The sequence below is a fragment of the uncultured Gimesia sp. genome (assembly GCF_937919775.1).
In the GTDB taxonomy this organism is placed as follows: Bacteria; Planctomycetota; Planctomycetia; order Planctomycetales; family Planctomycetaceae; genus Gimesia.
In genome coordinates, this window is sequence record NZ_CALFPF010000355.1 from 1 (window position 1) to 5,866 (window position 5,866).

At 57.0% G+C, this 5,866-nt stretch carries 2 protein-coding genes; both read right to left on the reverse strand.

Going from position 1 to position 5,866, the window contains the following annotated elements:
• Positions 1-309: 309 nt before the first annotated feature.
• Positions 310-1,794 (reverse strand): DUF1501 domain-containing protein, encoded by a 1,485-nt coding sequence (locus Q0294_RS09880; protein WP_299464136.1) that lies wholly within the window; start codon positions 1,792-1,794, stop codon positions 310-312.
• Between the two features lie 44 nt (positions 1,795-1,838).
• Positions 1,839-5,201: a DUF1553 domain-containing protein gene (locus tag Q0294_RS09885; protein WP_299464139.1), complete on the reverse strand. Its 3,363-nt coding sequence runs from the start codon at positions 5,199-5,201 to the stop codon at positions 1,839-1,841.
• Positions 5,202-5,866 lie beyond the last annotated feature (665 nt).

A 5,866-nucleotide genomic window follows, 5' to 3' on the forward strand; every position in this document is an offset into this window, starting at 1 on the left:
GCTAGATCGCGCGTGCACTGTGTGAAGAAATAACTTGGCGGGGCGCATTTGATCGGTGGGCCGTGCGCTGTTCGCGATCTTCAAGGGCGACTTCATCCCGAAATCGCTGTCCCACCCTGGCAGAGTCATTTCGGACGGCTATCATGCCCTGCGTTTCGTTGCCGAAAGGATTTGACTATTCCCAGACGCGAGAACTCGCGCGAATATATCTGGAATGTCGTAACAAACGGCAGGGTAAAAAGTGACTGATATTACTTGGAAATCACAAGGAAATAAGCCATGGCGTAGTTGGCTGTAGGCTTTCTTGTACTATGCGATTATCTCCTTGATCGGTTCGCCAAAGTCGATTTCGAGACGTTTGTGGCCGGGGACTTCCAGGCTGTGGTGATTGAGCCCCAGCTGATGCAGGATGGTAGCGTGCAGGTCGGTGACGTAGTGCCGGTGTTCGACCGCGTGGAAGCCGATCTCGTCGGTGGCGCCGTGTGTGACACCCTGTTTAATGCCACCGCCGGCCATCCAGATGGAGAAGCCATAGGGATGATGGTCGCGTCCGTCCGAACGTTCGGAGCCAGGGGTACGACCGAACTCGGTGGCCCAGACGACCAGTGTTTCCTCGAGCAGTCCCCGCTGCTTGAGGTCTTTGAGCAGACCGGCGATCGGTTTGTCGACCTGACCGATCCGCTGGCTGTGGTTCTGCTTGAGTTTGGAATGTGCGTCCCAGCCGCCATCGTAGATCTGCACAAAGCGGACGCCTCGTTCCACGAGCCGCCGGGCAATCAGCGATTGCTGGCCGACGCGTTTGGTCTCTTTATTGTCCAGACCATACAGGTTCTGCGTGGCGGCAGTCTCATCGCTGATGTTGACGACTTCGGGGACCGCCATCTGCATGCGGAAGGCAAGTTCGTAGGACTTGATGCGGGCTCGCATTTCCGCATCATCAGGATAGGCGGCGCCGGCGAGCGTATTCAGCTCGCTTAAGAGTTCCAGCTGACTGCGGCGTTCTTCACGGGAGACTCTGCTGCCCGGGGTGCCGAAGGGGAGCGGATTACTCGGGTCGACGGACATCTTCACACCGGAATGTTCTGGACCCAGGTAGCTGCCGTCATGGGCACCGGTACCGCCACAACAGTCACCGGGAGGCGTGCCCATGACCACGAACTGGGGCAGGTTGTCATTAAGCGAGCCCAGACCGTAGTGCACCCAGGAGCCGATGGAAGGGAAGAAACCGTCGAAGATGTGGCGGCCCGTGTGAAACTGGAGCTGGGCCGCGTGATCATTGTCGGTGGTCCACATCGAGCGTACGACGGCCAGATCGTCGGCGCAGGTGCCCAAGTGCTGCCACCAGTCGCTCATTTCAATGCCGCTCTCGCCGCATTTGCGATAGCCAACCTGCAGCGGGTAGATCTGGGCCATCAGCTTGCGGGGCTTGCCGCCAAAGTCGCGCACGTTTTTGCGATAGTAGGGAGAGTTGGTCACCAGGTCGTTGTATTCCGTATCGCCGATCGTCTTGCCCGCATGTTTGTTGAGGGCGGGCTTGGGATCGAAACTCTCCATGTGGCTTGTGCCCCCCAGCATGAAATACCAGATAACCGATTTGGCTTTGGGGGCGAAGTGTGGCTGTCCTCTGATGATTGCGGATTCCGCCGCCTGCAGTGCCTGCCCCGGCTTGCTTTCGCGTTGCAGCAGGTCTGCCAGAGCGATGCCCGCCAGTCCCAGGCTGGAATTGTTCAGAAACGAACGGCGTGAGACCCGACCGCAGGAGTTGAACCAGTTGGATGGTGTTTGGTCAGACATGGCTGAGTTCCTGAATGTGATTCGTTTCGCTGTGAGTTTCGGGGTTAACGGACGGTGACAAAATCGTTATGGCTATAGAGGACATGGACCAGGTTCTCGCGGGCCCGTTGTCGGGCATCGGCGGCCGGAGGACGTTTCGAAGTCCCTCCGCCGGGAAACTTGTGCTGCCCCTGCTGCTGGAGCAGGCTGGTATGTCGCTCTAAAAACTTCGTACAGGCGGTGATCTCCGCAGCCGTCGCGGGGCGGGAGAGAATCTGCTTGAATGCAGCCTGGATAAACGCGGCATCTGTTTTCGTTGTACTACTGATTTTTTCTGCCAGTACCCGGGCCTGATCGAGGGCCAGGGAGCTGTTGGTCAGTGCGAGCGCCTGTTGCGGCACGACGCTCACAAGCCGTTCGTAGCAGGCGTTCGGGTTGGCCAGATCGAACAGCTCCAGGAATTCCATTTTTTCATTGGGGGTAATGCGGAAGTAGAGACTGCGGCGGTGGATGGTCTCTCCCTGTTTTTCATCCAGTTCCGGTCCGCCCCGGGTTTCGTCGAGCGTACCCGCGGAGGAGAGCAGGCAGTCGCGGACCATTTCCGCTTCCATGCGGCGGGAGTTCATCCGCCAGAGATAACGGTTGTTGGGATCGGTGGCTCGGTTTGATTCTGATTCTCCAGGAGCCGAACTCATGCGGTAGGCATTGGACAGTACCAGCATGCGATGCAGGGGTTTCATCTGCCAGCCCTGTTCCAGAAACGTCACTGCCAGCCAGTCGAGCAGTTCCGGATGTGTGGGAAGCTGCCCGTTGAGGCCGAAGTTGGCGACTGTGGGGACCAGGGCCTGATTGAAATGACGCCGCCAGATATGATTCACGGCCACCCGCGCGGTACGCGGGTTCTGTTCATCAGCAATCCAGCGGGCCAGTGCCAGGCGCCGGCCGGTACTGGTACGGGCGAACGTTTCTCCCAGGGGCGTGTACTTCACATCTTCTTTTTTCAGAGCTGCTTGGGCCGCTGTGAGTTTCTTCTCGGCGGCTGCGACTTTCTGTTCGGCGGCGGTGCGTTTTGTGTCGGGCTTGTCTCCTGTCGGGGCGGGCAATGTTGCCAGATCCCGCTGCGCCTGTTTGATTTCGAGAGACGCTTGAACTGACGCCACTTCCCGTTCGCGAAGGCTGGCCGTTTTCGCGCGTGTTTCAAAATCAGCGGTCTCTTTGACCTTGGCCTGCTCGGCGGCGATACGTGCCTGGAGCGATTTCAGCTCGGCCTGCTTCAATTGGACATTCAATTCAGCGATCTCGCGTGCCGTCCGGGCGAGGGAGAGATCCTGCTGCAGATTTGCTTTCGAAGGGGCTGCGAAGGGGGAACGCCGGGCTTCTTTGATGGACTGGGCGAGTTGAAAACCGGGGGTGAGCGGCTCGATGCGCAGCTCGTAAAATTCTGCATTGGCAGAGTGATTCCAGAGGGCGAACTTACCCGCCTGGCGGGGGACGGGCATGGTGTAGGCCAGTTTGAGTTTGCCGTCGAGCCAGACGTTGAGCTGCTGCCCCTCAACGACGAAATCGAGTACGACTTCTTTGTTGAGTTCAATTTCACAGGGGAAGATGCCGGCTTGGGGATACGACTCGCGGCCTGCCTGGCGGTGGAAGGCCTGCACGGTGGGCTTGTTGTTATTGATCGCAGTGTAGATGGCCTGCGCATCGTGGAGTTCAACGACATCAAAGAAAAGACCGACTGAATGAATCTGGCCTGGCTTCAGGGTTTTGTAACGCAGTCGCCCTTGGAAATTCAGCGGGAGATCGACTTTCGAAACCAGCGTCTGGAATGCACTGGTATTGGTCTGCCGCAGACAGCCGTCCTGATACTCCCATTTGCCGGAGACGGTCTGCCAGAGCTCGGGGTTCGGCTGCTGGAAGTGTTCACCAATAATTGCCGGTCGCGCGTCTGTCTCCCTTGACGTTTCCTGTTGCAGGTCTGCCAGCTGTTGCTCGACCTGCTGGATGGTTGTGTCAGACTTGTGCAGCGACTCCTCTGCGGATTTGATTTCCTGTTCGGCCTGCTGCACCTTTTCTTTCAGAATTTCAGGACGCAGCGCCGGGTAATAGCTGGCCAGGGGGAGTTCGACTGGCTTGATTTCCACCGGGTTTTGAGTGAGGTTCACGGGGACCGCGGGGGTGAGGGGATGCTCTTTGTCGGGCTGGCGATCATCGCCGCGCTGGAAGAGATAAGTGGGCTGGTCCAGTTCCTTGTCGTACACGCGTGCGAGACCGTCTTTGAGAACCATGCCCAACGTGGCGTCTTTTTCTTTGTCGACCGTGCCTGAGAGTGCATCGGTGCGGACGTTGTGCGGTTCGAAGAAAGCGCGGAAGCGATAGTATTCGACCTGATCCAGGGGATCGTATTTGTGATCGTGGCAACGGGCGCATTTCATCGTCAGCCCCAGGAATGCGACGGACGTGTGTTCGACGGTATCAAACATCCAGACGTTGCGATCGAACTTGTACCAGTTGCGACCCAGGAAACCGGTGGCCCGTACGACATCGGGATTGTCCGGTTCGAGTTCATCGCCGGCCAGCATCTCGACAATCATCCGGTCATAGGGCTTGTCGGCGTTGACCGATTCTACGATCCAGTCGCGCCAACGCCAGATGTGCCGCTGGCTGTAACGGATCTCGTTTATTCCGCGGGAGCCGTACCAGTCGCTGTACCGCCAGACGTCCATCCAGTGCCGTCCCCAGCGTTCCCCGTAGCGGGGGCTGGCGAGCAGTTTGTCGACCGTCGCAACGTAGGCCGCTTCGGAAGGATCAGCAAGGAAGGCTTCCAGTTCTGCCGTGGTAGGGGGCAGACCGGTAAGATCGAGGTACAGGCGTCGGAGCAGGACTGCCGGTTCAGCAGGGGGGCGGGGGACCAGATTGTGTTGTTCGTGTTGGGCGGCGAGGAAGGAGTCGATTTCGTTTCGCACCCAGGCTTTATTTTTGACCTCGGGAACCGCTGGTTTGACCGGGGTCTGGTAGGACCAGAACTGCCGCGGGTCCTGTTCGGGGACTTCATTTTCCGGGGCGTGGGCTCCAGCGTTGATCCACTGGCGGAACAGGGCCAGTTCATCCGGCGTGAGCGGTTTGCCCGCTCCTTCAGGGGGCATCTTGAAGCCAGCGTCACCGGTCAGCACGCCCAGCAGCAGACTGTCGTCCGCCTTGCCAGGCTCAAAGCCGGGACCGGAGTCGCCTCCTTTTTTCATGAACTGGGCCGTATCTACGCGAAAGCCGGAATTCTGTTTCAATGCGCCATGGCAAGACTGACACTTGGTTTTGAACAGCGGCTTGATTTGCTTGAGATAATCCACCGATTCCGCTGCCGGGAGTGCGGTCGAACCACAAAGACTCAGAGTCAGCAGTAACATGCAATCCTTGAGTCGGTTGGCAGTCATGTGGTAGCTTCCGAAATCGTCGATAGAATGATTTTCGCATGGGAGCGTAATATCTAAGCATTCTTAATATAACAGACAGCCAGCGATGATTCAACATATTCGTATTTATACATACGTCTATCCGCCTTCACGAATGACACCAGACACACATTAGTATTTTGTAACCTGACCTTCTCCTCGTTTCTTGATTTCAGTGCAAGGTTAGTGCACCTTGGTTAGGACCCTTATGGTCAGGTGTCATTGCGTCACATTGTTCCTGCCAGTGTGATTTACCTCAGCCTGTGCGGATGGCAGAAAGATACGAGTCGCTGGTACCTGTACGGCGCACGGTTGATCTACAAACCGCTGTGCGCGTAAATGTGATCGCCTCAATTTCTTTTCGAGACCACGCGAACCAATCATCTTCACATTAATAAAGTGATGTCGGATCTGGTTCCATAAGCAGGTCTTGCGTTTTGCGCGTAATGCTTTTCTCATTTCCGGTTGCGCGAGTCAAACAGCGCCCTTAGCTCCAACGGTATTTTCCAGTATATAAACATAACTATTGGCAGTGGATGTACAAATAAGATACAGGGGAGATTATCGATCAAACCGATTCGGCATGGGGAATTTCCCTAGCAGGGTGTCCGGAAATGAAATCTAGCGGTATCGCCATTAAGCCCGGA

Bases quoted from the DNA above. Each gene is read 5' to 3' on its own strand.
- Q0294_RS09880 (WP_299464136.1), bottom strand. From the start codon at position 1,794: ATGTCTGACCAAACACCATCCAACTGGTTCAACTCCTGCGGTCGGGTC.
- Q0294_RS09885 (WP_299464139.1), bottom strand. From the start codon at position 5,201: ATGACTGCCAACCGACTCAAGGATTGCATGTTACTGCTGACTCTGAGT.